Below are 23130 nucleotides of genomic sequence, written 5' to 3' on the forward strand. Positions count from 1 at the left end.
GAAATAGCCTTCATCAGAACTTTCAAGGAAAAGAAAAAAGGGGTTTTCACCCCTTTCTCTTTACAACCAGCGATACGGGCGTATCAGTTGTAGGCCACGGTGAAGTTGGCCACGCTGTCCGCTTCACCGGTGGTGACGGTGGCCGCAGTGGACTCGTACATGGCGGCAAAGCTCACGGTGTTGTTGCCGTCCTGCAGGACCACAGGCGCTACCTGTTCCTTGCCGTTATCGAGCATCTCACCGGCGCTGGACTGCAGACGAATACCGACGTTCTGAGCCAGTCCGGTGGTGGCGAAAAGCGCCGGAACCGCGGGATCCTGCACACCGCTGAAGGTGAAGCGCGCGTTCTTCTGAGTGGCAGTGTCGCAGTCGGTCAGCACGATATCGAACTTGACCGGCGTCGAACGATCGCCGAGCCTGGTGAACTGATTCGATGGTACCTGACCCAGGGAAACGGTCTGGTCCAGAGAACTGGCGTCGATGCCGCAGGCACCGGAAACGATCTCACCGATAAAACGCACGGTGCCAGGATTGCCGGTTGCCGGCGTTGCGGCGTTGGCGAAAGAAGCCAGGCCCATGGCAACGGTAGCGGCGGTAACAGCGACAAACTTTTTCATTATGTACTTCTCTTGGGAAAGTTATTGATTCGGCCCAGCGGCCTGGCTTCCCGTAACAGTGTTCAACGGCCATCGGTTCTATTCTGTTGCCAATGAACCGATGTTCGACGCGGCAACTGATAGTCCCCCACGTGTCCGGCGTTCCTTGCCGAAACGTCCATTTTTCAGTGCCCGATCGTTATGCCGTTGTCGATATTCAGGTCGCCGGGCATGTCTGCTCCGAAACAAATAGTGGTCGAGACCCAAGGTTGAAAATGTAAGCTCTTTCTTGCTGGCGTGTAGGACAATTCCCGCCTGAACAGGCTCGCGCTCGCGGGCGCATCCGCGGCCGTGCGGTTATTGCCAGCCAAACCGACGGATGTAGAACCCTTTGACCGCTTGTGTAAGGGCCATGTACGCCAGCAGGATCATTGGCAGAAACACGAAATACAGTGACGGCAGCGCCTGCAATTTGAAGTAGTGCGCCAGCGGGCCCATCGGCAGGAAAATGCCTACCGCCATGATCACGCCCGTCATCACCAGCAAAGGCGCGGCGGCACGGCTTTGCAGGAAAGGAATCTTCGGCGTGCGGATCATGTGCACGATCAGCGTCTGGGTCAGCAAACCGACCACGAACCAGCCGGACTGAAACAGCGTCTGGTGGTCCGGGGTGTTGGCGTCGAACACGTAACACATCAAGGCGAAGGTGGTGATGTCAAAGATCGAACTGATCGGCCCGAAGAACAGCATGAAACGCCCGACGTCACCCGGCTGCCAGCGCTGCGGTTTTTTCAGCATCTCATCGTCGACGTTATCGAACGGAATGGCGATCTGCGAAATGTCGTAGAGCAGGTTCTGCACCAGCAGGTGCATCGGCAGCATCGGCAGGAACGGAATGAACGCACTGGCTACCAGTACCGAGAACACGTTGCCGAAGTTCGAGCTGGCAGTCATCTTGATGTACTTGAGCATGTTGGCGAAGGTACGACGCCCTTCGAGCACGCCCTCCTCCAGCACCATCAGGCTCTTTTCCAGAAGAATGATATCCGCCGCTTCCTTGGCGATGTCCACGGCGCTGTCCACGGAGATACCAATGTCGGCGGTGCGCAGCGCCGGTGCGTCGTTGATGCCGTCGCCCATGAAGCCAACGACGTGACCGTTGCTTTTCAGCAGGCGCACGATGCGCTCCTTGTGCGATGGCGTCAGTCTGGCGAAGACATTGGTGGTCTCCACGGCGATGGCCAGTTCGGCATCGCTCATGTGCTCGATGTCATTGCCCAGCAGCAAGCCCTGTTGGGCAAGACCGACCTCACGGCAGATCTTTGCGGTGACCAGTTCGTTATCGCCGGTCAGCACTTTCACCGCCACGCCATGCTCGGCCAACGCCTTGAGCGCTGGTGCTGTGCTCTCCTTGGGTGGATCGAGAAACGCCACATAACCGATCAGCGTCAGCGCCTGTTCATCGGCGAGGCTGTAGGTGTCGCGCCCTTCGGGCATCAAGCGCGCCGCCACTGCCACCACGCGCAAGCCTTCGGCGTTGAAGGCTGCGGTGACCTGGCGAATCCGCGCCAGCAGTTCATCGCTCAACGCTTCATCGACATCGCCATGACGCACGCGGCTGCACACCGCCAGCACTTCCTCCACCGCGCCTTTGCAGATCAGTTGATGCGCTTGGCCATGGCCTTCGACCACCACCGACATGCGCCGACGACTGAAGTCGAACGGGACCTCATCGACCTTGCGAAACGCTGTAGCGACCTTCAGCTCGCGATGAATTTCCACGTGTTCCAGCACGGCGACATCCAGCAGGTTTTTCAGGCCGGTCTGGTAGTAGCTGTTGAGGTAAGCCAATTCCAGCACATCATCCGATTCCTCCCCCCAGACATCGACATGACGTGCGAGAAAAATCTTGTCCTGGGTCAGGGTGCCGGTCTTGTCGGTGCACAGCACGTCCATGGCGCCGAAGTTCTGGATCGCATCGAGGCGTTTGACGATGACTTTCTTGCGCGACAGGAACACCGCGCCTTTGGCCAGCGTCGAGGTGACAATCATCGGCAGCATTTCCGGGGTCAGCCCGACGGCAATCGACAGCGCAAACAGCAACGCTTCAGTCCAGTCACCCTTGGTGAAACCGTTGATGAACAGCACCAGCGGCGCCATCACGAACATGAAGCGGATCAACAGCCAGCTGACTTTGTTGACGCCCTGCTGGAACGACGTTACCGCCCGATCCGTCGCGCCGACACGTTGCGCCAGCGCACCGAAATAAGTGCTGTTGCCGGTGGCAAGAATCACCGCAGTCGCCGTCCCTGATACCACGTTGGTGCCCATGAACAGGATGTTGTCCAGCTCCAGCGGGTTGCGTGTAAGGCGATCGGCCTGATGGGGAAACTTCTCCACCGGCATCGACTCGCCTGTCATCGCTGCCTGACTGACGAATAGATCCTTGGCGCTGAGCACGCGGCAATCGGCGGGAATCATGTCGCCGGCCGAGAGCACTATCAGATCGCCTGGCACCAGTTGTTTGATCGGGATTTCGCGGCGTGGCTCATCACGGCGCAGCACCGTGGCGGTGTTGCTGACCATGGCTTTGAGCGCGTCGGCGGCCTGATTGGATTTGCTCTCCTGCCAGAAACGCAGCAGCGTCGACAGCACCACCATGGAGAAAATCACCACGGCCGCTTTCAGGTCTTCGGTCAGCCACGAGATCACCGCCAGCAAGGTCAGCAGCAGGTTGAACGGGTTTTTGTAGCAGTGCCACAGATGGGTCGACCACGGCAGCGGTTGCTCGTGCTCGACTTCGTTGAGACCGTGCTGCGCGCGCAGGACATCGACTTCGAAATCGGTGAGGCCGTCGGCATGCGCGCCCAGTGATGACAGCAGCACACCGCTGTCGCAATGCGCGGCGTTGGCCAGCGTCGTGGCCAGTGTCGGCGGGACTTCACGGCTGACCGTGGTGTCATTGATCGAATCCAGCAGCGCCAGACGACGGAAGTGTCGGGCGATGTGGCGGGTGCGCAGAAAGCCTGCGAAAAATTCCTTGAGCGTGAGTTTCATGGCTGTGTCCCCTGTGGTCAGCCGGGAAACCGTCGAGCAGGTACGGCCGCGCCTCGTTCGCCGGTAAACCGGTGCGGCAAGGGCTGGCGCGCCAGTCAAAAGACAGGCGTGTCGAACGAGTGCGACCACGACCACGAAGTCGTAACCACGCTCTTTTCAGCGTCGATGAGAAGGACGTCGAGACACAACCAGAGACTGGCCGTGCACGGGATGCCGCTGCTCGCTGTTACGGCGAGACAACGGCAGGGAAAGGCTGCGCGTTATCTTGCCGAGAATCTGCCGGTGATCGAGACCGGCCGACAACTGTCACTCGAACAAGTACCCACTGTGGGTCTCCGCAATTGATGAAAACGCGCGAAGCTTACGCCCGCAGCGAAACGGCTGGAAGTGGTCTTTAAGGGGAATGTGGCGGGTGTTCAGGAAGGGTTCAGGATCACCCCAAAGATCGTTCCCATGCTCTGCGTGGGAATGCCTCAACGGACGCTCCGCGTTCGGCTTCCGGAAGGGACGCGGAGCGTCCCGGGCTGCATTCCCACGCAGAGCGTGGGAACGATCTGGGCTACGGAAATTCAGCTGGCCGTTGCCAGCAACAGCTCCGCCATCGAACGGCTGTGCCCGCGATGCTTGCCATGCTCGTACAGCGAGCCGGCGATTTCGTCGGCGCGAATCGGCAGCACCGACAGCAACGTATCACTCAGGCCATGGCTGGCCTGGCAGAAGCCCTGCATGTAGATACCCGCCTTGCAGCGCTCGTCGGTGAGCAGTTTGTAATTGCGATCGACCTCGAATTCGCCGAGGTATTCCTCCAGCGGCGCCAGCAGCTTGCGGTGCATCTGCCGCTCGTAACCGGTGGCCAGGACCACGGCGTCATAATTGCGCACAGTGACTTCGCCGGTAGCGTTGTTGCGCACGGCCAATTCGATACCGTGTTGCGTGGCTGTGGCGCTCTCGACGGTGGTCAGCGTGCGGAAAGCATGGCGGGCGATTCCCGAAACTTTCTGGCGATAAAAGATTCCGTAGATGCGCTCGATCAGGTCGATGTCGACCACCGAATAATTGGTGTTGTGATACTCGTTGACCAGGCGCTCGCGCTCGGCGCTGTTCTGCTGGAACACCAGGTCGGTGAACTCCGGCGAAAACACTTCGTTGACGAACGGGCTGTCGTCCGCTGGTTTGAGCGCCGAGCCGCGCAGGATCATATCGACCTGCACCGACGGGAATGAATCGTTGAGGTCAATGAAGGCTTCCGCCGCGCTCTGCCCGCCACCGATGATCGCAATGCTCATCGGCTGATTGTTCACGCACGGCTGCCTGGCCATCTGCGACAGGTATTGCGAATGGTGGAACACCCGGCGATCGCCCTTCAGCGCCTTGAACGCCTCCGGAATGCGCGGTGTCCCGCCAGCGCTGACCACCACCGAACGCGTGGTACGCACGAACTGCTGGCCGTCGCCGCCTCGGGAGATCACCCGCAAGGCTTCAACCTGCTGGTTGTGCAGTACCGGCTCGATGAACTGCACTTCTTCACCATAACGGCTCTGCTCGGTGAACTGCCCGGCCACCCAGCGCAGGTAATCGTTGTACTCCATGCGGCACGGATAGAACGTGCCGAGGTTGATGAAGTCAACCAGACGCCCGTGGTGCTTGAGGTAATTGACGAACGAGTACGGGCTGGTCGGGTTGCGCAGGGTCACCAGATCCTTGAGAAAGGAAATCTGCAATTCGCTCTGGGTCGACAGGGTGTTGCCGTGCCAGCTGTAATCGGTCTGCTTGTCGAGGAACAGCACATCCAGCTCGCCCTGGTTCGCCCCGCGCTCCTGCAGGGCGATGGCCAGCGCCAGGTTCGAAGGGCCGAAACCGACGCCGATCAGGTCGTGAACGATGGGCGATGCAATTGCCTGTGTCATTTCCAGTGTCCTCTGGATGAACCCCTCAACGCGGGGAAAAAAGCCCTGGGTGGCCTGCCCGGCCTGAATCAGGTCAGCAGGTCGTCTGTTGAGTAGGAACGAGGACGATGAAAGGAAATTTAACCGGGGCGGATCATTGGACATCCCATTGCTGAATACGCAACCGGCAATGTTTCATGGCGTTGACGATGTGTTTTTCAACCAGCGCCCGGGAGATGCCCAGCGTCTTGGCGATTTCCTGATGGGACATGCCTTCGATCTTGCGCAGCAGAAAGCTGTCGCGGCACAGCGGCGGCAATTCTGCCAGCGCGCGCTGCAGCATCTGCAGACGCTGGCCATGATCGAGGGTGCCATGGGGAGACGGAGTGAAATAGCGCTCTTCGTTGTCGAGCACGTCCAGCGATTCGACCTGGCGCAGCGCGTTGCGGCGGTGGTCATCGATGACCAAGTTCAATGCGGTGCGATAGAGGAAGGCCCGGGGTTGTTCAATCGGTACTTCGCTGGAGCGCTCCAGCACGCGTACATAGGCGTCATGCACCACATCCTCGGCGACCTGACGGTTGCCCAGTCTGGCGTTGAGGAAACACACCAGCTCACGATAGTAGTTTTCCAACATGACTCCCGACCGCATCGATGCCGTTTCTGTCCTTGAGCACACTCGTCCGGCCTGCGGATTACGCGGTAGCAAGATAGTGGCAACTTGAGGTGCGTAATTTATAGTAATTCTCATATAGATTTAAAGAGCTGATTCCATATCACGGACAAATAGTCGTACCTCGTGGGCAGTTACTCGTTGTATCTGCGGCTAAATTCCGTGACGCATGCCTCGTTTACAGGACAGCCCCCGTGTCTGTCGTGACTTGCGACGGGCCGCAACCACTGGCCGGAACCCTGCATGAAACGTCCCCGCCCTGCCCGACGCGCCCTGTTCGGCGCCCTCTGTCTGATCCCCGTGATCGCCGTTGCCGCCTGGCAAGTGCTCCCACCCGGCCGCGATGCCGTCGCCACTGTGCAAGTCAGTCGGGGCGATATCGAAAACAGCGTGACGGCGCTGGGCACCTTGCAGCCGCGCCGTTATGTGGATGTCGGCGCGCAGGCGTCCGGGCAGATTCAGAAGATTCACGTCGAGGCCGGCGACACGGTCAAGGAAGGCCAGTTGCTGGTGGAGATCGACCCGTCCACGCAAAAAGCCAAGCTGGATGCCGGGCGCTTTTCCATCGAAAACCTCAAGGCGCAGCTGCAGGAGCAACGGGCTCAGCACGATCTGGCGCAACAGAAATATCAGCGCCAGCAGACACTCGCCGCCGGTGGCGCCACGCGCGAAGAAGACGTGCAGACTGCCCGCGCCGAAGTTCGCGCGACACAGGCACGCATCGACATGTTCCAGGCGCAGATCCGTCAGGCTCAGGCCAGCCTGCGCAGTGACGAGGCGGAGCTCGGCTACACGCGCATTTACGCGCCGATGAGCGGAACCGTGGTCGCCGTCGGTGCGCGCGAAGGCCAGACGCTCAACGCACAGCAACAAACTCCGCTGATCCTGCGCATCGCCCGTCTATCGCCGATGACGGTGTGGGCCGAGGTGTCGGAAGCCGACATCGGCCACGTCAAACCGGGCATGAGCGCCTATTTCACCACCCTCAGCGGCGGCAACCGGCGCTGGAGCAGCACCGTGCGACAGATCCTGCCAGTGCCGCCACGTCCTCTCGAACAGAATCAGGGCGGCAGCCCCACCAGCGGTCGCAGCGGCAGCGAACGGGTCGTGCTGTACACCGTGTTGCTTGATGTCGATAACACCGATCACAGCCTGATGACCGACATGACCGCCCAGGTGTTCTTCGTCGCGCAACAGGCGCAGGACACCCTGACCGTGCCAAGCGCCGCGCTGCAACCGGGTTCGCGCCCGCAGTGGCAACGGGCGCAGATCGTCGCGGCAAACGGTGATATTCAGGCCCGGGAAGTCCGTACGGGCATCAGCGATCGCCTGCGCACTCAGGTACTGGAAGGCCTGGCCGAGGGCGAACACATCCTCGGCGCTCCAGCCAGCGCTGGCGGAGACTGAATGAACACGCCTCTGATCGACCTGCGGCAGATCCGCAAAGCCTACGGCGGCAATGACAGCCCGCGAGTGGAAGTGCTGCGTGGTATCGATCTGTCGATCCACGCTGGCGAATTCGTCGCCATCGTCGGCGCCTCCGGCTCGGGCAAATCGACGCTGATGAACATCCTCGGCTGCCTCGACCGCCCAACCAGCGGAGAATACCGTTTCGCCGGGGAAAACGTCGCTCACCTGGACACTGACGCACTGGCCTGGCTGCGCCGCGAAGCGTTCGGTTTTGTTTTTCAGGGCTATCACCTGATCCCCTCCGGCTCGGCGCAGGAAAACGTCGAGATGCCGGCGATCTATGCCGGCACCCCGGCAAGTGATCGACATGCTCGTGCCCTTGCGCTACTGGAACGGCTAGGCCTGGGCAGCCGCACTGGCAACCGTCCGCATCAGCTCTCCGGCGGTCAGCAACAGCGGGTGTCGATTGCCCGCGCGCTGATGAACGGCGGCCACATCATCCTCGCCGACGAACCTACCGGCGCCCTCGACAGTCACAGCGGCGCCGAGGTCATGACCCTGCTCGACGAACTGGCCGATCAGGGCCACGTGGTGATTCTCATCACCCACGACCGCGAAGTGGCGCAACGGGCCAAGCGCATCATCGAAATTCGTGACGGCCTGGTCATCAGCGACACCGCCGAGCACGCGACCGCGCCGCCACGCACAGCCAAACCCGGCGCCTTGCAAGCGGTCGATCTGCGCCAGCGCCTGAACAGCGGCAGCAGCCAGACCGGCGCCTGGAAAGGTGAGCTGGTGGACGCCGTGCAAGCCGCGTGGCGGGTGATGTGGATCAACCGCTTTCGCACGGCGCTGACGTTGCTCGGCATCGTCATTGGAGTGGCATCTGTGGTGGTGATGCTGGCGGTGGGCGAAGGCAGTAAACGTCAGGTGATGGCGCAGATGGGCGCGTTCGGCTCCAACATCATCTACCTCAGCGGCTCGGCGCCCAACCCGCGCACGCCACCAGGCATCATCACCCTTGACGACGTCGCCGAACTGTCTGCCCTGCCCCAGGTGGAACGGATCATGCCGGTCAACGGCTCGACCGCCGGCGTGCGTTTTGGCAATGCCGACCACAGCAGCTATGTCGGCGGCAACGACACCAACTTTCCGGTGATTTTCAACTGGCCGGTGGTTCAGGGCAGTTACTTCACCCAGGCCGACGAAGACAGCGCCGCTGCCGTCGCGGTGATCGGCACCAAGGTCCGCGACAAGTTGCTCAAGGGTGTTGCCGACCCGATCGGTCAATACATCCTCATCGAAAACGTGCCGTTCCAGATCCTCGGCGTGCTCGCCGAAAAAGGCGCCAGCTCCGGCGACTCCGATAGCGACAACCGCATCGCCGTGCCCTATTCGGCGGCGAGCATGCGCCTGTTCGGCAGTCGCAACCCCGAATACGTGGTGATCGCCGCCAGGGATGCACGCAAGGTCAAGGACGCCGAGCAGGCGATCGAGCAGGCGATGCTGCGCCGGCACCACGGCAAGAAGGACTTCGAGCTGACCAACAATGCCGCAATGATTCAGGCCGAGGCGCGCACGCAAGGCACGCTGTCGTTGATGCTCGGTGCGATTGCGGCGATTTCCCTGTTGGTCGGCGGCATCGGCGTGATGAACATCATGTTGATGACCGTGCGCGAACGTACCCGTGAGATTGGCATTCGCATGGCCACCGGTGCGCGCCAGCGTGACATCCTGCGCCAGTTCCTCACTGAAGCGGTGATGCTTTCGGTGGTCGGCGGGATCGCCGGGATCGGCCTGGCGTTGCTGGTCGGTGGCGTGCTGCTGCTCAGCGGTGTGGCGATTGCCTTTCAAGCGTTTGCGGTGATCGGCGCGTTCGCTTGCGCGCTGGTCACCGGTGTCATTTTCGGCTTTATGCCGGCCCGCAAAGCTGCCCGGCTTGACCCGGTCACAGCCCTTACCAGTGAATGATCGATCTATGAAAGTGCGACTGACGTTCCTGTCCGCCAGCCTCTTGCTGGCGGCCTGCAGCAGCCCTGCGCCGCGCCTCGACAGCGGCGTGCAGCCACCGAGCGCGTGGCAGTCGGTCGATAACCCCGGCGCGCTGCACAGCAATCGACAGTGGTGGACCCGGTTCGGCAGCCCCGAGCTGGATCGGCTGGTGGAACAGGCAAGGCTGGGCAGCTACGACCTTGCGGCGGCGGCCGCGCGCGTCAGACAGGCCCAGGCCAGCGCAACCATTGCCGGCGCACCGCTGCTGCCCGAACTCAAGGCCGGGCTCAACGCCAACCGGCAGAAACTGATCCACGGCAAAGGCTACAGCCAACTGGATGTCAGCCCCGAAAATCGCTCGCTGGACTATTACGATACCGAGCTGAGCGCCAGTTACGAAATCGATTTCTGGGGCGGCAATCGTGCCGCGCGCGACAGTGCGGTTTTGGGTGTGCGGGCCAGCGAGTTCGATCGCGCCACTGTCGAACTGACCTTGCTCAGCGGTGTCGCCAACAGTTACACCCAGGCCTTGGCCTTGCGTGAGCAGACGCGCATCGCCGAGCTCAATCTCGCCAACGCGCAGAATGTGTTGCATCTGGTCCAGACCCGTTTCGATGCCGGCAGCGCCACTGCACTGGAACTGGCCCAACAAAAAAGCCTGGTAGCCGAGCAACAGCGCAAACTGCCGCTGGTGCAACAACAGGCACGTGAAGCCCTGATCAGCCTTGCTGCGCTGCTCGGCCAACCGGTGCAAGCGTTGCCGTTGCCCGAGCAATCCTTCGCACAACTGCACTGGCCGGAAATCGCCAGCGGCGTGCCGAGCGACTTGCTCAGCCGCCGTCCGGACATCGCCAGTGCCGAGGCCAGACTGGCGGCGGCCCAGGCTGATGTGACCGTCGCCCGCGCCGCCATGCTGCCCAAAATCACCCTGACGGCGAGCCTGGGCAGCGGCGCCGACCTCGCTGCCGACATGCTGCGCACGACGTTTTACAATCTGTCGTCAGGGCTCACGGCGCCGATCTTCAACAACGGCCGCCTCAGCGCCGAACGCGACAAGGCCAGGGCCCGTCAGGACGAACTGCTGGAGTCCTATCGCGGCGCGATCATCAACGGTTTCGCCGATGTCGAAAAAGCCCTGAACAGCATTCGGGGTCTCGACGAACAGCGGCAATGGCAAAGCGAAGAACTAAACCAGGCGCAAACCGCCTTCGACATCGCCCAAAGCCGTTACCAGGCCGGCGCCGAAGACCTGCTCACCGTGCTGCAAACCCAGCGTACACTGTACGCCGCGCAAGACATGAACGTGCAACTGCGCCTGTCGCGGTTGCAGGCCAGCATTGCCTTGTACAAAGCCTTGGGTGGGGGCTGGGAGGTGATCTGACCGCGACGCGTCAGCTGAACCGACGCCCTCGCGAGCAGGCTCGCTCCCACAGGGGTCATTCGGCCAGGCCAAATCTTCGCCACGACCAAGGTCCCTTGTGGGAGCGAGCCTGCTCGCGAAGAGGCCGTGTCAGGCGCTGATGCGTTGGATGACAAACGCATTCGCGAGCAAGCGCGCTCCCACAAATGGAATTCGGTTTGGACCGAGATCTTCGGCACGACCAAGGCCCCATGTGGGAGCGAGCTTGCTCGCGAAGAGGTCGTGTCAGGCACTGATGCATCTGGATGACACACCGCATTCGCGAGCAGGCTCGCTCCCACAAATGGATTCGGATTGGACAGAAATTTTCGGCACGACCAAGCCCCACCTGTGGGAGCGAGCCTGCTCGCCAAGAGGCCGTCTCAGGCGCTGATGCGTTGGATGACACACCGCATTCGCGAGCAGGCTCACTCCCACAAGGGATTGCGACCCATTCAGAGTCTGTGTTGAACCAATCTAAAGCTGTCGGCCCTTGACCTTCAGATGCCGCGCATACCATGGTCGTTGCGGGACCTTGCGGAAAAGATCGGTCATGTTGTCTTCGTCGCCGAAGGTAATGCGCAGCGCCAGTTTCATGGTTTCCGGATCCATCTCGACCGAGCGCCCAACCTGCAGGCCCGGCACGGTACTGCAGCCGTGGGTGTCGGGGCCGAGCCACGGATCGTCGATTTCCACCCAGCGCCCCGGTGCAAACCACGGCACGCCATTGACCTGCAGGCGGCTGACTTCGCCCGGATGAAAGCGCTCGTGGGCGCGAAACCAGTCTTCCAGACGATCATCGATCCAGCCGTGGAAACGCCAAAACACCGGGTTCACATGAGAGGAAAACGGGTCGCCAAGAAAGTCGTTTTCCGGCGCATACCAACGTGCAGCGAAGTCCGCCTGATCACGCGCCATCGGCACCGGAATGTCGTTGGACGGATCACGCGCCACCGAGGCCCAGCGCATGTGCAGCCAGTCGTGCAAGCCCAGTTCGACTTCCGAACCGAACTGGCCAAGGGTCAGCTTCGACAGGTAACGCGGGTCGCGGTACTGCGATTCCCAGACCAGAAAATTGCTTTGATAGGTTTGCGCCGCTTTGATGTCGCTGACCCATTTGGTGTACTCGTCATCGCCCTCGGCCAGCCAGGTCGGCGGCAGCGAATTGCCGTCGTAATTGTCGAAATAGCGGGCGAAGCCTTGGCGGTCGCGTTCCAGCTCAGGCTGCGGCTGCGGGAACGCCGGCCAGGACGGCAGGTCCTGCATCGAACGGGCGATGCCGAGCATGTGCCGGTGCATAAAGAAAAAGTCGATGCCCGAGCCGTTGCGATCCTTGGCCGGCCCGCGCGCATCGCGCTCCTTGTCACGCGGCCCGGGCTGCCAGCCGATCCCGCGCAGCGCTTCGCGTTTTTTCTCTGGCAGCTTGTGCCACTTGTCGCGCGTGGCGTGCCAAAGCTGGTGGAACAGGCGATGTTCGGGCGCCACCAGCCAGGCCAACAGCTGCGGATTCAAACCCGCGCGCTCGCGGGCTTCGGGAAAACGCCGCTTGATGGCGATGAAATGATTGTCCAGCTCGGGCAACGCCAACGGCCGATCAAGACGCAGCACCTGCCCGGTGAACGTGGCGCTGCCGGCATTGCCGAACGCAGCCCAGACTTCATCCAGTTTGACCTTGAATTCATACACAGGTGGGTCTTGCGGCGCCTCGCTGCGCAGCAGACGCCAATACATCTCGGCGCCCTTACCCGGTGCCAGATCGCCAATAACCTGGTAACGCGCAGGCCCCTCGGCACGCAAATTGGCCCCGGTGTCGAGATAACCGCGCAGGCCCCGACCGACATGAGCAATGTCCAGAAACAGCTCCAGGCCTTGCGCTGGCAAGCCATCGAGCCCGGCCGCCGCACCGGTAAAGCGAATGTCCCAGACCCCGCGCAAATTGTCCGCCAGCTGTTGCCCGGCCGTGTCGGCCAGATCGACCGTCGCCTCGCCCGGGGTGATCGGAAACTCCTCGCGGGTCAGCTCACGATGTGCATAAAAAGCGGCAGGCAGCGCGGCGCCCGTAAGTGCCATGCCCGCCATGAACCAGCGTCGAGAGATCGTCATTGCCCTACCTGTGTCAGCCATGAAGCAGGCTTTATCCAAGCTAGAACGTTTGCTCAACGGTGAAATTTACGTCGCCGACAAAAGATCGCGGCGGCGCTGCCGGGCATTTGTAACGAACGCCTAAATTAGCCGTCCGGCCACTCGTTCTTCCCAGATAGCAAAGGCCCCTGCGCCTGTACCTCGACGGCGAACCTGAATGAGATGGCAATGACAAAACCGCGTTCGAAAAAGGCTCTATTCATCGGCCTGCCGCTGGCCTTGGCGATCAGTGCCGGCGCAGGGTTTCTGGCCTGGGATTACTGGAACAACCCCGGCTATCCGGTGAAGGTGATGAAACAGGCGACCGAGTTGCAGGATCGTCTGCTGTCGTTCGACAGCCACATCACCGTGCCGCTGAGTTTCGGCAGCCACGACCACGAAGCAGACAAGGATGGCTCGGGCCAGTTCGACCTGATCAAAGCCAATCGCGGACGGCTGTCCGGCGCAGCGCTGACGGTGTTCGGCTGGCCGGAAATGTGGAACGGCCCGAACGCCCCGCACCGTCCGACCGAGGGTTTTGTCGAAGAGGCACGCAACCAGCAGGAAGTGCGTTACAAGATTATTTCCGGGATCGTCCGCGACTTCCCCAATCAGGCCGGGATCGCCTATACCCCCGATGATTTCCGCCGCCTGCATGGCGAAGGCAAGTTTGCGATTTTCATCAGCATGCTCAACGCCTATCCGCTGGGCAATGACCTGAGCAAGCTCGATCTGTGGGCCGGGCGCGGCATGCGCATGTTCGGTTTCAGTTACATCGGCAACAACAGCTGGGCCGACTCGTCGCGGCCGCTGCCGTTTTTCAATGACTCGCCCGACGCCCTCGACGGACTCTCGGACATCGGCAAACAAGCGGTGCAGCGTCTGAACGATCTGGGCGTGATCATTGATGTTTCACAGATGTCGACCAGAGCCCTGGAGCAAGTCGCCGGGCTGAGCCGCACGCCGCTGGTCGCCTCGCACTCGGCGCCACGGGCGGCAGTGGATATTCCGCGCAACCTCAGCGACAAAGAGCTGCAACTGATCAAGAACAGTGGCGGCGTGGTGCAGGTCGTCGCCTTCTCGCAGTACCTGAAACCGCTGACTCAGGGCACGCAGGACAAACTCAATGCGCTGCGCGCGCGCTTCGATCTGCCGCCGCTGCCTAATCTGGCCATGGCGCTGATGCCCGGCGATCCGATCATCACCGCCTGGTCGGAGCAGAAGCTCGGCCAGTACGCCAGCGGCCTCTACGCGATCCTCGAAGAAGAACCGAAAGCCACTCTCAAGGACTTCGGCGACGCCATCGATTACACGGTGCGCAAGATCGGTATCGATCACGTCGGCATTGCTTCGGATTTCAACGATGGCGGCGGCATCAAGGGCTGGGAAAACGTCGGCGAGATCCGCAACGTCACCGCCGAACTGCTGCAGCGTGGCTACTCCGAAGCGGACATTGCCAAGCTCTGGGGCGGTAACTTCATGCGTGTCTGGGATCAGGTGCAAAAAGCCGCGAAACCGGCGTTGGCGTCGCGTCAGGATGTGGCCCGGCCATGACCGATCGTCGCACTTTTCTCAAACAGGCCGGCCTGCTCGCCGCCGCCCTGCCACTGGGCGCCAGCCTGACTGCGCCGGCGGCGATCGCTGCGCCGCCCACTTCGTCGCGGGACAAATGGGCGCAGTTGCGTGAGTTGTTCGATCAAGATTCACAGGCGATTCACTTCGCCAATTTTCTGGTGACCTCGCACCCGAAACCGGTGCGTGACGCTATCGAGCGCCATCGCGCCGCACTGGATCAGAATCCGGGTCTGGCGATGGATTGGGACCTTGGCGTCAGTGAGCAGCGCGAAGAAAACGTGCGCCGCTGGGCCGGCCAATACCTGCAAGCCAAACCGACTCAGATCGCCCTGACCGGCAGCACCACTGAAGGCCTGGCGATGGTCTACGGCAGCGTGCAGGTGCGCGCGGATCAGGAAATTCTCACCACGGTTCACGAACATTATTCGACACGTAACATCCTCGATTTTCGCAGCCACCGCGATGGCACCCGGGTGCGCAAACTCAAACTGTTCGAAACCCCGCAGAGCATTTCTCTGGATCAGGTCCTCGACACCCTCAATCGCAACATCCGTCCCGAGACGCGTGTGCTGGGCATGACCTGGGTGCACTCGGGCAGCGGCGTGAAGCTGCCGATCAGCGAGATCTCACATCTGGTCGACGAGCACAACCGTCAGCGCGACGACAAGGATCGACTGATTTACGTGGTTGATGGCGTTCACGGTTTTGGCGTCGATGACCTGAGTTTCCCGCAAATGAACTGCGACTTTTTCATTGCCGGCACGCACAAATGGATGTTCGGCCCGCGCGGCACCGGCATCGTCTGCAGCCGCACCGAAGAACTGAAATACGTCAGCCCCAGCGTGCCGACGTTCTCCGAAGCCACGGCGTTCTCCACCATCATGACACCGGGCGGCTACCACGCCTTCGAACATCGCTGGGCGCTGGACGAAGCGTTCAAGTTGCATTTGCAGCTGGGCAAGGCCGAGGTGCAGACGCGCATCCACCAGCTCAACAGCTACCTCAAGCAACGCTTGCAGGAACACCGCAACATTGAACGGGTCACCCCGCTCGATCCGCAATTTTCTGCCGGCTTCACATTTTTCCGCATCAACGGCCAGGACAGCGACGAGGTCGCCGCTTACCTGATGCAGAACCGGGTGATCTGCGACGCGGTCAGCCGCGACGTCGGGCCGGTGATCCGTACCGCGCCGGGTTTGCTCAACACAGAAGCCGAGGTGGATCGCTTCATGGGCATCCTTGGCAAAAAGCTGCGCGCCTGATCCTCGGCTGCCGTTTTCCTTTCAAAGAGACGACTCATGAAAAAGCCTCACGCCTCACTCATGTTCAAAGCCCTGCCCGCACTGGCGTTGACTGCCCTGTGCACGGCGCTGTTGCCGAGCACCGCGCTGGCGGCGACAGCGCCCGCTGCGGGCAAAGTGTTCAAGGACTGCAAGGATTGCCCGGAAATGGTGGTCCTGCCGACCGGCAGCTACACCATGGGCACGCCGGACGATGAAGTTGGTCGCCAACCCGACGAGGGCCCGCTGCACACCGTGATCTTCAGCAAACCGTTCGCCATCAGCCGCTTTCAGGTGCTGGTGGGCGAATGGGACGCGTATGTGCGCGAAACCGGCAACAAGCCCTATGACTTCGACGATCGCCCGGGCCGCCGCTGCACCGCCGGCAAACCCGAATTCAAACAGACGCCACGCGACCCCGCCGTGTGCATGAACGTTGCCGAAGCTCAGGGCTACATCGACTGGCTGTCGAAAAAGACCGGCCACGCCTATCGCCTGCAAAGCGAGTCGATACGCGAGTACGCCGCCCGTGGCGGCAGCGCCGGGCCCTTCCCGTTCCCGTTCGACGAGGGCAAGGATTACCAGATATCCAAACACGCCAACACGTACGGCGCGGCCGATGGCTACAATTTCACCTCGCCGGCCGGCACCTTCCCGGCGAACGCTTTTGGGGTGTTCGACGCCCATGGCAACGTCTACGAATGGACCGCCGACTGCTATCACCCGGACTATTCAGGCGTGCCCGCCGACGGCCGCCCGTGGACTCAGGAAAACTGCGAACGCCAGGTCATGCGCGGCAACGATTGGGGCGAGGCGCCGATCTTCTCTCGCTCCGGCAACCGCAACAGCAGCTGGCCGACCAGCAAAGGCGACTGGCTGGGCTTTCGCGTAGTGCGCGACCTCTGATCCTGCCCGCCACGACCGCAGCCCCGCCTGCGGTCGTTTAAAGAAAGTCCGCGACCATTCGTTTTCCTTTAGTACGGCACTCCCTCCGCATCGAAGCAGGAATCCTCCATGACCAAGCCTACGCGTGGGGCGATCAACGAATTGTTCGCCCTGCTCAAGCCCTTCCGCCTGATCGTCTCGGCGTCCATCGTGCTCGGCATGCTCGGCGGCCTGAGCGTCACCGTGCTGCTGGCGACCATCAACAACGCGTTGCATTCCGATGACGGGCTGACCCGCACCGTGGTGATGATTTTCGCCGGCCTCTGTGCATTGGCCCTGCTGACCACAATCCTCTCCGACATCGGCACCAATTACGTCGGCCAGCACATCATCGCCAAACTGCGCAAAGAGCTGGGCGAGAAAGTGCTGTCGGCGCCGATCGACCAGATCGAACGCTATCGCAGCCATCGCCTGATTCCGGTGCTGACCCACGACGTCGACACCATCAGCGACTTCGCCTTCGCCTTCGCGCCACTGGCGATTTCCATGACCGTGACCCTCGGCTGCCTCGGTTATCTGGCGATGCTGTCGTGGCCGATGTTTCTGATGATGCTGGTCGCCATCGCCATCGGCACCACCATCCAGGCCATCGCCCGGGCCAAGGGCATGCGCGGTTTCCATGCCGCGCGCGACGCCGAGGACGAGCTGCAAAAGCACTACAACGCGATTGCCGAAGGCGCCAAGGAACTGCGCATCCACCGCCCGCGCCGCCAGCGCATGTTCGTCGCCGGAATTCAGAAAACCGCCGAAAAAATCTGCGACACCCAGATCAAATCGATCAACACCTTCGTCATCGCCAAGTCGTTTGGCTCGATGTTGTTTTTCGTGGTCATCGGCATGGCCCTGGCCCTGCAATCGCTGTGGCCGAGCGCTGACAAAGCGGTGATGAGCGGGTTCGTCCTGGTGCTGCTGTACATGAAGGGGCCGCTGGAACACCTGATCAGCACCCTGCCGATCATCAGCCGCGCGCAAATTGCGTTTCGCCGCATCGCCGAACTCAGCGAACAGTTCTCCTCACCGGAACCGCACCTGCTGCTGCAGGATCAGGGTAGCAAGCCTGCTGCCGTCAATAGCCTGGAACTGCGCAATGTGCGCTACGCCTTCCCGGCCGTGGAAGGCAGCGAACCGTTTCGCCTGGGTCCGGTGAACCTGCGCATCGAACAGGGTGACATCGTGTTCATCGTCGGTGAAAACGGTTGCGGCAAAACCACGCTGATCAAACTGCTGCTGGGGCTGTACGCACCGACCGAAGGCGAAATCCGTGTCAATGACAAGCCGATCACCGCCGTCAACCGCGACGATTACCGGCAGAACTTCACCACAATCTTCGCCGATTACTACCTGTTCGATGACCTGATTCAGGGCGATCGCCAAGTGCCGCAGGACGCTACCCGCTACCTCGAACGCCTGGAGATTGCGCACAAGGTCAGCGTACGCGACGGCGCGTTCAGCACCACTGACCTGTCCACCGGTCAGCGCAAACGCCTGGCGCTGGTCAATGCTTGGCTCGAAGAACGGCCGGTGCTGGTGTTCGATGAATGGGCCGCCGATCAGGACCCGACATTCCGGCGGATTTTCTACACCGAGCTATTGCCCGACCTCAAGCGCCTGGGCAAAACCATCATTGTGATTTCCCATGACGACCGTTATTTCGACGTCGCCGATCAACTCGTGCGCATGGAGGCCGGCAAGGTCAAAAGCGAACTGCAAACCGCTTGATTGAAGAAGCCGCGAACAGGCCGGGAAAAAAACTTTTCCGGTTTGCCGCGGCTTCCTCGTCTTAATGAGATGAATAAGAACCATTAACAACTATACCTGCCAAGGTCTTAACCTCATGTCCGCATCCCGTTTCATGCTTCGCCCTCTGACTCGAGCCCTGCTGATGCACGGCGCGACACGCACTCGCCTGGCCGGTAGCGGCCTGGGTCTGGCAATGGCCCTCACGGCAGCGCCGTATGTTCAGGCTCAGGAATGGACCTTGAACATCCCATCCCAACCGCTGGCCCAGGCCCTGCAGACCCTCGGTCAACAGACCAGCCTGCAAATCGTCTATAGCCCGGAAAGCCTGCAAGGCCTGCGCTCCAGCGCGCTCAATGGGCGTTATCAGGACGACGAGTCGCTCAAGGCGATGCTGAGCGGCACCGGCATCCGTTATCAGCGTGACGGCAACACCGTCACCGTGCTCGGCCCCGTCACCGACGGCAGTGCAATGGAACTGGCCCCGACCAACGTCAACGCCAACCGCCTCAGCGCCACCACCGAAGGCAGCAACTCCTACACCACCGGCGGCGTGACCATCGGCAAGGGCGTGCACTCGCTCAAGGAAACGCCGCAGTCGGTCACGGTCATGACCCGCAAGATGCTCGATGATCAGAACCTCAACACCATCGAACAGGTGATGGAGAAGACCCCGGGCATCACCGTTTACGACTCGCCAATGGGCGGCAAGTACTTCTATTCGCGCGGTTTCCGCATGACCGGCCAGTACCAATACGACGGCGTGCCGCTGGACATCGGCAGCAGCTACGTGCAGGCAGACAGTTTCAACAGCGACATGGCCATCTACGACCGCGTGGAAATACTCCGCGGCGCCGCCGGCATGATGAAAGGCGCGGGCGGCACCGCGGGTGGCGTCAACTTCGTTCGCAAGCGCGGCCAGGACACCCCGCACACGCAGCTGTCGCTGTCAGCCGGAACCTGGGACAACTATCGCGGCCAGGTCGACACGGGTGGCCCGCTGAACGACGCCGGCACTGTGCGTGGCCGCGCCGTGGTCACCCAGCAGACCCGTCAGTATTTCTACGATGTGGCTGAACGCCGCGACCAGATCTACTACGGTGCGCTGGACTTCGACCTCAGCGCCGACACCACCCTCGGTCTGGGCATGGCCTATGAAGACGTCGACGCCACTCCGTGCTGGGGTGGCCTGCCCCGCTACGCCGACGGCTCCGACCTGCATCTGAAGCGTTCCACCTGCCTGAACACCGCATGGAACAACCAGCGCAGCAAACGCGCCACCTACTTCGCCGACGTCAAACACCAGTTCAATGACGACTGGTCGCTGAAAGTTGCCGGTGTCTACTCGCGCAACACTCAGGACATGGAATACGCCTTCCCGAGCGGTGCGGTACCCCTGGGCGCCACGGCCACCAACACGCTGATGCTGGGCAGTACTTATGACTACGATCAGCGTGACTACGGTTTCGATGCCTATGTCGATGGCAAATTCGACGCTTTCGGCCAACAGCACGAACTGATCGTCGGCGCCAACGCCAGCCGTTCGCACAAAGATGACTTCTACGCGGTGGCTGCGTTGCCACAGCGGCAGAACATCTTCAATCCGAACCACCACATTCCACAGCCGGATGAAAGCTACTACCTGGCCAACGCCTCCCGTGGCGGTCCGGTGGATATGCACATCAAGCAATACGGCGCTTACTCGATCGCCCGCCTGAAACTCGCCGATCCGATGACGCTGGTGCTCGGCAGCCGTGTGAGCTGGTACAAATCCGACACCGACTCGGTGCAGTACTTCCGTGGCGAAGGCACCGAGGTCAACACCAAATCCACCGAAACCGGCCAGGTCACACCGTTCGCCGGCCTGCTGTACGACCTCAACGACAACCTGACCGCCTATGCCAGCTACACCGACATCTTCACCCCGCAAGGCTCGTACAAAACCATCGACGGCAGCACGCTCAAGCCGCTGATTGGCCAGAGCTACGAGTTGGGGATCAAGGGTGAGTGGTTCGACGGTCGCCTCAACAGCTCCTTCAACCTGTTCCGCACCATCCAGAAAGATGCGGCCCAGGATGACCCGCGTTGCGAGGACAGTTCCTGCTCGATCAACTCCGGCAAGGTTCGCGCCCAGGGTTTCGAAGCTGAAGTCAGCGGTGAAGTGATCGATCGCCTGCAATTGCTGGCCGGCTACACCTACACCCAGACCAAAGTGCTGGAAGATGCCGACGCGACTCAGGATGGCGTGGTCTACAATTCGTACGTACCGCGTCACCTGTTGCGCGTCTGGGGTGATTACAGCCTGAGCGGCCCACTGGACCGTGTGACGATTGGTGCGGGTGTCAATGCGCAGACCGGCAACTACCGGACTTCACCTTTGGGTGGGGACAACATCAATGGTGCCGGTTTTGCGGTCTGGAACGGTCGCGTTGGCTACCGTATCGATGACACCTGGTCGGTGGCGCTTAACGGGAACAACCTATTTGACAAGCGTTATTACTCGACCATCGGTACCGAAGGGTTCGGTAACTTCTACGGTGATCCGCGTAATTTTGTGATGTCGGTGAAGGCTGATTTCTGATGGTTTGATGTTGTTTGGAAGCCCCGCTTTGGCGGGGCTTTTTTGTTTTTGGGATTGGGATTGGGGGCATATCCGTTGCTGCGGGTGCTGCCGCTGGCGGTTTCGCTCTTACAGCGACTCACTTTTTCAAACACCAAAAAGTAAGCAAAAGGCTTTGCCCCGGCGTACGGCCCGCTCGCTGGGGCTCGGGGTTCCTTCGTTACGGAATCGATCCGGGCGCAGCGGCTCCGGTTGGCTTCGCTGCACCTACACTCGCTGTGTACGACTGCGTCGTACGGTCGCTGCGCTCCCACACCCGGATCGATCCCGTAACGAAGCCTGCCGAAGGGGCAAAAGATCAGAAGCAAAAGCAAAAGCCAGATCAAAAGATCGCAGCCTTCGGCAGCTCCTACCGTTGGATCGCGGGTATGTGATGGAAATCGGTTGACCTGCAGGGCGCCATCGCGAGCAGGCTCACTCCTACAATTGGATTGGGTGCTGGCAGAGAGAAATCAGTCGGCTGTCGGGCCGCCTTCGCGAGCAGGTTCGCTCCAACAAAAGCAAAAGCAACGCAGCGTAGCTGCCCGCGGCGAAGCCGCCCCACTCCACAATGAGCGCAAGCTCGAGTACCGCTCTTGATCTTGATCCACGGGCGACGTCGGAAGGCTGAGTGGAGGGGTTGATCAGGGCGTGGGAGCGCAGCGACCGTACGACGCAGTCGTACACAGCGAGTGTAGGTGCAGCGAAGCCAACCGGAGCCGCTGCGCCCGGATCGATCCCGGAGCGAAGGAACCCGAGCCTGCGAGGGCCGAACGCAGGAGCAAGCCTTTTTGGTTACTTTTTCGGCGTCTGGAAAAAGTGACCCGCCGTAAGGGCGGAACCGTAATCAGCAACCCCCGCAGCAACGGATATGCACGCTAAACCAGAGCCCGCGAAAGCGCCCCACCAACCCGCCCATGCACCTCCAGAACCCCAGGCACCACCGAAGCCAGCCGCAGCAAATCATGCGTCAACCCCTCACAGCGCTCGACCTCGACACGCACTCCATGTTCGCGCAGCTTATCGACATAAGCCTGCCCTTCATCCAGCAACGGATCAAACCCGGCCAACAGCACAATGGCCGGCGCGACACCGCGCAAATCCTCCGCCAGCAACGGCGAAAAACGCCAATCCAGATAATCCTCCGGCGCACGCGCATAGTGCTGATAAAACCACTCCAGCGTGTCGTTCTCCAGCAGATAACCCTCGCCAAACAACAGACGCGAATCATGCGCCCGTGACGCATCAGTCACCGGATAACACAACAATTGCGCCTTGGGCGCGATGGCCACGGTATGCGGTTGCACCACCGCCTGAATGGCAAGCACCGTCGCCAGCGTGGCTCCCGCGCTGTCGCCGCCAAACACGACCCGCGAACCATCCAGGCCGAGGGTCGCAGCCTGTTCGGCCAGCCACGACAAAGCGTCCTCGCCATCCTCCAGTGCTGTCGGAAAGCGATGCTCCGGTGCGCGCCGGTAGCCGACCGAAAGCACCGCACACGGCGTGCGCTGACAGAACTCGCGGCAGACGCCGTCATGTGAATCCAGACTGCCGACCACAAACCCGCCACCGTGGAAATACACCAACACCGGCAGTGGCGAGGGAACTCCATCGGGCCGATACAAACGCAACGCCAGTGCCGCGCCGTCACGGGCCTGTGTTTCGATCTCGATGACTTCAAGATCCTGCGGTGCGGGCCAGCGCAGTTGCGCGGTGGTCTGCTCGAATGTGGTACGGGCCTCGCTCGGGGTCAGCTGGTGCATGGCCGGCAGGCCGGCGTCCTGGCTGTCTTGAGCGAGGTCGAGGAAAGCTTCCAGATCAGGGTGTAACGACATCGATAAAAATCCTTGTATCCGCAAA

The 23130-nt window shown here is 61.3% G+C and carries 14 protein-coding genes; 8 read left to right on the forward strand and 6 right to left on the reverse strand.

Features of this window, described 5'->3' with window-relative positions; genetic code table 11:
* Positions 1-83: 83 nt before the first annotated feature.
* The 4 genes from HU727_RS16770 to HU727_RS16785 all read right to left on the reverse strand — a co-directional run bounded on the left by HU727_RS16770 (position 84) and on the right by HU727_RS16785 (position 6176).
* Positions 84-617, reverse strand: coding sequence for a fimbrial protein (locus HU727_RS16770; RefSeq protein ID WP_186532645.1), 534 nt, complete (start codon positions 615-617; stop codon positions 84-86).
* Positions 618-953: 336 nt separating this feature from the next.
* Entirely contained in the window at positions 954-3653 is a 2700-nt protein-coding gene (gene mgtA / locus HU727_RS16775) for a magnesium-translocating P-type ATPase (RefSeq protein ID WP_186532646.1), read from the reverse strand.
* 569 nt (positions 3654-4222) lie between these two features.
* Complete coding sequence (locus HU727_RS16780) at positions 4223-5560, reverse strand: lysine N(6)-hydroxylase/L-ornithine N(5)-oxygenase family protein (RefSeq protein WP_186532647.1); 1338 nt, start codon at positions 5558-5560, stop codon at positions 4223-4225.
* A 133-nt stretch (positions 5561-5693) separates the two neighbouring features.
* Positions 5694-6176 (reverse strand): sigma-70 family RNA polymerase sigma factor, encoded by a 483-nt coding sequence (locus HU727_RS16785; RefSeq protein ID WP_186532648.1) that lies wholly within the window; start codon positions 6174-6176, stop codon positions 5694-5696.
* Between the two features lie 279 nt (positions 6177-6455).
* Here HU727_RS16785 and HU727_RS16790 point away from each other — a divergent pair, with 279 nt between their 5' ends.
* Genes HU727_RS16790 through HU727_RS16800 form a run of 3 tightly spaced genes read left to right on the forward strand, consistent with a single transcriptional unit; the run spans position 6456 to position 10995 of the window.
* Positions 6456-7619 (forward strand): efflux RND transporter periplasmic adaptor subunit, encoded by a 1164-nt coding sequence (locus HU727_RS16790; RefSeq protein WP_186532649.1) that lies wholly within the window; start codon positions 6456-6458, stop codon positions 7617-7619.
* Positions 7620-9593: a MacB family efflux pump subunit gene (locus tag HU727_RS16795; protein WP_186532650.1), complete on the forward strand. Its 1974-nt coding sequence runs from the start codon at positions 7620-7622 to the stop codon at positions 9591-9593.
* Positions 9594-9600: 7 nt separating this feature from the next.
* A complete protein-coding gene (locus HU727_RS16800) occupies positions 9601-10995 on the forward strand; it encodes an efflux transporter outer membrane subunit (RefSeq protein ID WP_186532651.1) in 1395 nt (464 codons plus the stop codon).
* 495 nt (positions 10996-11490) lie between these two features.
* Here HU727_RS16800 and pvdP read toward each other — a convergent pair whose 3' ends face one another.
* Positions 11491-13116: a pyoverdine maturation tyrosinase PvdP gene (pvdP, locus tag HU727_RS16805; RefSeq protein WP_186532652.1), complete on the reverse strand. Its 1626-nt coding sequence runs from the start codon at positions 13114-13116 to the stop codon at positions 11491-11493.
* 207 nt (positions 13117-13323) lie between these two features.
* Here pvdP and pvdM point away from each other — a divergent pair, with 207 nt between their 5' ends.
* The 5 genes from pvdM (at position 13324) to HU727_RS16830 (ending at position 21252) form a co-directional block, all read left to right on the forward strand.
* Complete coding sequence (gene pvdM / locus HU727_RS16810) at positions 13324-14688, forward strand: pyoverdine-tailoring dipeptidase-like protein PvdM (protein ID WP_186532653.1); 1365 nt, start codon at positions 13324-13326, stop codon at positions 14686-14688.
* Positions 14685-15971 (forward strand): pyoverdine-tailoring periplasmic protein PvdN, encoded by a 1287-nt coding sequence (gene pvdN / locus HU727_RS16815; RefSeq protein ID WP_186532654.1) that lies wholly within the window; start codon positions 14685-14687, stop codon positions 15969-15971. The genes pvdM and pvdN overlap by 4 nt, the downstream gene beginning before the upstream one ends.
* 36 nt (positions 15972-16007) lie before the next feature.
* Positions 16008-16895 carry a dihydropyoverdine dehydrogenase gene (gene pvdO / locus HU727_RS16820; RefSeq protein ID WP_186532655.1) on the forward strand — a complete coding sequence of 296 codons (888 nt, stop codon included), beginning with the start codon at positions 16008-16010 and terminating at the stop codon, positions 16893-16895.
* 108 nt (positions 16896-17003) lie between these two features.
* On the forward strand, positions 17004-18653 hold the full coding sequence (locus HU727_RS16825; RefSeq protein WP_186532656.1) for a cyclic peptide export ABC transporter: 1650 nt from the start codon (positions 17004-17006) through the stop codon (positions 18651-18653).
* Between the two features lie 115 nt (positions 18654-18768).
* Positions 18769-21252, forward strand: coding sequence for a TonB-dependent siderophore receptor (locus tag HU727_RS16830; protein ID WP_186532657.1), 2484 nt, complete (start codon positions 18769-18771; stop codon positions 21250-21252).
* Positions 21253-22148: 896 nt separating this feature from the next.
* On the opposite strand, the gene HU727_RS16835 is transcribed toward HU727_RS16830, so the two are convergent.
* Positions 22149-23105, reverse strand: coding sequence for an alpha/beta hydrolase (locus tag HU727_RS16835; protein WP_186532658.1), 957 nt, complete (start codon positions 23103-23105; stop codon positions 22149-22151).
* Between the last annotated feature and the right edge of the window lie 25 nt (positions 23106-23130).

The sequence above is a fragment of the Pseudomonas khorasanensis genome (genome assembly GCF_014268505.2).
In the GTDB taxonomy this organism is placed as follows: domain Bacteria; phylum Pseudomonadota; class Gammaproteobacteria; order Pseudomonadales; family Pseudomonadaceae; genus Aquipseudomonas; species Aquipseudomonas khorasanensis.